This window comes from uncultured Duncaniella sp. (genome assembly GCF_910578445.1).
Classification (GTDB): Bacteria; Bacteroidota; Bacteroidia; order Bacteroidales; family Muribaculaceae; genus Duncaniella.
Genome location: NZ_CAJTQC010000001.1, coordinates 1 through 3,910 on the forward strand (window position 1 = coordinate 1; position 3,910 = coordinate 3,910).

The window sequence follows — 3,910 nt, forward strand, 5'->3', positions numbered from 1 at the left end:
TAAAATCAATCCCACCAACTTCGCATAAAGTAAAGCCTGAGAGTATGGTAGATATGCCATGCCTTTTCCACTCTCAAATGTGATTGCCACATGGCACCATCTTTACTATCTGTATATCTGGATAATTCTATCTTACAAAAGCGCATGGCATTTTTGTAATTCACATAAACCGGAATGGTATAGTATGATTCAGGATCGTCTTCAAGTTCATACAAATCCCCATTATTTTTACATTTTACTATGTTAAACGGCTTGCCGATACGTTCGCAACATCCGTTCTCTTCTATAATGTCCAACAACCTTAATGCAAGATTAAGGCGTTCAATATCACGCTCGGCGTACAGATGATTATGGTAATGCGCTATTGAATCGCGCACCCTGCTTATCTGATGCCGTTCAACAGCGAGAATACTTGAATAATCAAAATCATAGATGCGACGCGATATGTTGAAATAGGAAAACCACCTTCCGATATTTTCCCAAAATTTGCGGACGCTAATATCTTTGGCACTATAGTATAGCCGTATGATTTTATTCCTCATGTTGTTATGGTTTAATGGTTGCCAATGGAATGACTTTTACACCATCATTACGGGTATAGGACATTTGTCCTCTTGCCAAAATGAGCATCATGTCAATCTTATCGGCAAGGGTAAACGACATGTCAATATAGGTTTTCTTCGTGCCGATACGCTCTGCAAGCTATTGTTGTGTCAGTCCGATTTTGAGCATTCTTCCTTGAGTGTTTCTGCCAGACAGAATGCCGTTGCGTCAGTATCGAACTACTCACGCTCATGTGTTCCGGGTTTGCCATATTCCGCATCAAGAAGCTCGTCGAATGTTGAGCAATTCATTATCTTGTCATCGTGATTAGAGGTCTTGCTTTTCATCACACTATATGGTTAAAAGTTTCACCCCGAGTGCATCGGAAATCTTTGCTATCGTCCTTAGTGTAAAATTATGAGTACCCCCAAGCCATCGAGAAACTTCTGCTTCGGTCTTGCCCATTTTTTTTGCCAACTGTTTCTGACTGATATTCTTTTCCCTGAGAATCATATCAATCTTATCAGCAAGGGCGAACGACATATCAAGTTCCAGCTTGACATCGTTGGAAACGGTGGCAAGACATTCATCAAAAAGAAGGGCTGTCGTTTTCATAGCTCAAAAGTTTTATCAGTTATACCATTCAGGACTGTTTCCTCGACGATGATGGATCCTTCTTTTTCTGCCGCTTTTAATATCGCATCAAATTTCTGAAGATCCATGACATAACCATTGAGTTCCTGATTATCATTGTACGTCTTTGTCTGCTTTATTCCTCCATTACCGAGAATCAATATTTTGTCCGAAATTCTCAGGCAATATAACCTTAGTTTGCCCGAATCAATCGGGAGAGCACAGACTCTATCTGCAAATTTCCCTTCAGGACGGAAATATCGTTCCTGCACTCCGTTTTCCAGAATCTTTTGCAGGGCATACAGAATCAGCTGATAGTCACGTTGGAGTTTGCCATTGTCCTTGAAACGGTTAAGGAATTTTGCAAACTCCGACATATCACCATCCTCAAAGATGATGGTGTAGAGGCTTGCGATTTCTGTTGACCTCACTGGTTCTATTTTGATTTTCTTGCTCATAATTCTTCTACAAAGATATAACAAATTTCCGAGAATATTAGCTTATATGCTAATTATTTTTTATTTCAGTGAGATTGAGTTGGCGGCGTCACGTTTTTTCTGATTCACGACCTCGGCGTAGATCTGAGTCGTGGCCACGTTTTTATGCGTAAGCATCTTGCTTACTGTGTAGATATCAGTGCCGTTGGTTATCAGCAAGGTAGCGTAGGTATGACGGAGCCCGTGGAATGTGATTTTCTTCTTGATGCCGGCATCTTTGAGCCATTTCTTGAACGGTTCGCGGGTATGGGCGCGACTCAGTCCTTTGAATACCATGCCGCGACCTTGTTCGCCACAATACGACAGGGCTTCATCGCTCAATGGCAGTGTCGCCTGCGTCTTGGTCTTCTGGGTACGGATGCGCATACAATACCCACCGTCGGGAGACAGTTCGATGTTCTCCCAACGCAGTTGCAGAATATCACTTATACGGAGTCCGGTCATACAGGCGAAAAGGGAAGCGCGTTTCAGTACATCCACTTTGCAAGGAGTGGCGGCAAGGCGTTTCACCTCTTCGATTTCGAGATAGTTGATTTTTGGCTCCTCCCAGTCGATGCGGTCAAGGTAGTCATTGACGTTCTCACGGAGCCAGCCTTCCTTGTATGCCAACTTCAGCAGAGCGCGGAAGGTTGACCAATATCCGGCGGCAGAGTTGCGTGATATGATATTGCCGGACTGCTTTACACGAATTTTGAGAATGTATGTGCGGAAGTCGTTGCACAGTCCGATGGTCACATCTTTCATCAGGCATCTGCCATTGCAGAAGTCCTTAAAATGCTTATACACGATTTCCCATTTCTGATATTTCTCTTTGGTCTTGCTCTCGAAATATTCAAGAAAGTCAGCCTGCTTCTTAGTACGGTCAAGGAAACCGAACTCCTCGTTGATGATGGCAAGCTCACGAGTGGCACGGATGCCACGAGCTTTGAGCATGATTTCCTCATTGTAGTCAAGTTCAAACCGGTCTTTAGGATTGCCGATGAGATATAGACCGAGGAACTCCCGGCGCGACATCTTCTTGATGTGCGGATTCCATATGGGAGGGTAGTAGTCGAGATAGAGCGACAGTTTGCCGCTGCGCAGTTTTTCTTTACGGAGAGTTACTTTGGTGATGGTTGCAGATTCCATATTATTCTGTTTTTAGATTTATAATGTGCAAAGGTAAAAGGTGGTTGTTCGGTGAGAAAAATCACCGGATTATAACTCAATCTTGGGATTGAATAACTCGGCTAACTCTTTGGCGTTCAGTTTGACATACTTACCGCAGCGAAGCTTGGTTATCTTATATGTTTTGACGTAGTGATACAGTTGGTCACGAGTCAGCGAGTATTTTTCCATAGCATCAGCCACCGAAATAAACTCTACGTCCTCAGCTGACTTAGCTCCTTTTGCCACATCGAAGTGATATTTGGAGTAATAGACTTTCGGTCCCTCTTTGCGCTTCGGAATACCGATTTTAGAGACCAACGAGTAAATTGCCGAGAGAGTCATGCCATACTTGGATTGAATATCCTCTACCGAATACCACTCCGTGATTTCCGGATTCTCTTTTCTCGCCGAGAAAAGTCGGTCGATATGGCTTTTGCTGAAATAAGCCTTGCCTCTAAGAATGGTCTTCGGAACATTGTTCTCGGCAACGACCTTATATATCCACGAATCCTTAACGCCATACTTCTCACGGATGTCGGCGCGGGTATAGAACTCGTTTATCGTTTTCTTTTCATTGGATTCCCTCTTTGTGTATGGGGAGCCATCGAGCATTTTGTCTATACTATCACGCTTAATAAGTGTCAGGCGAGAACTAAGTTTGGCAGCGACCAAATCACCGCGATAAATCAGTTTGTACACGCCCTGCCGGGTCATACCCAGTAATTGCGCTGTTTCTGCAACTGTCAAATATTCTTTCTCATTGATAGCAGATATTTTTGAGGGCACAGCAGAGTTTGCCTGTTGTATCTTCTGCTGTCTCATACGCTCCTTATAGGAGTGTTCCGCGCATCGCTTCGAGCAGAAACGAGTGACGGTCGTTTGAGCGGTGAATTGTTTGCCACACCACTCACAAGTTTTCTCAATTCTAATGTTGCTACTCATTTCATTTGTGGAGATTTCTCCGTTGTTTGTAAATGTTCGTAAACCATTGACAACCATTGTCAACTTTCTCCACCACCTTGCTTACGCTTGTGGTGAAATGAGTCGCTGTCGTACAAAATCCGTACAAAATAGTGCATAAAAACGCC

General features: G+C 43.5%; 5 protein-coding genes and 1 pseudogene. All 6 read right to left on the reverse strand.

The genetic code is table 11. The annotated features are described in order from the left end of the window. Positions 1 to 5: 5 nt before the first annotated feature. On the reverse strand, positions 6 to 542 hold the full coding sequence (locus QZ311_RS00005; protein ID WP_297062550.1) for a hypothetical protein: 537 nt from the start codon (positions 540 to 542) through the stop codon (positions 6 to 8). 352 nt (positions 543 to 894) lie between these two features. Further along, positions 895 to 1,158, reverse strand: a complete 264-nt coding sequence (locus tag QZ311_RS00010) for a helix-turn-helix transcriptional regulator (RefSeq protein WP_297062552.1) — start codon at positions 1,156 to 1,158, stop codon at positions 895 to 897. Next, the gene (locus QZ311_RS00015; protein ID WP_297062554.1) at positions 1,155 to 1,634 is read right to left on the reverse strand and encodes a hypothetical protein; all 480 of its coding nucleotides are present in this window, start codon (positions 1,632 to 1,634) and stop codon (positions 1,155 to 1,157) included. Before QZ311_RS00015 ends, QZ311_RS00010 begins: the two co-directional genes overlap by 4 nt. A gap of 60 nt (positions 1,635 to 1,694) precedes the next feature. After that, a complete protein-coding gene (locus QZ311_RS00020) occupies positions 1,695 to 2,801 on the reverse strand; it encodes a site-specific integrase (protein WP_297062556.1) in 1,107 nt (368 codons plus the stop codon). 69 nt (positions 2,802 to 2,870) lie between these two features. Next, positions 2,871 to 3,434, reverse strand: coding sequence for a hypothetical protein (locus QZ311_RS00025; RefSeq protein WP_297063057.1), 564 nt, complete (start codon positions 3,432 to 3,434; stop codon positions 2,871 to 2,873). 3 nt (positions 3,435 to 3,437) lie between these two features. Then, positions 3,438 to 3,821 (reverse strand): annotated as a pseudogene (locus tag QZ311_RS12425) (helix-turn-helix domain-containing protein); the annotation flags it as partial. Positions 3,822 to 3,910 lie beyond the last annotated feature (89 nt).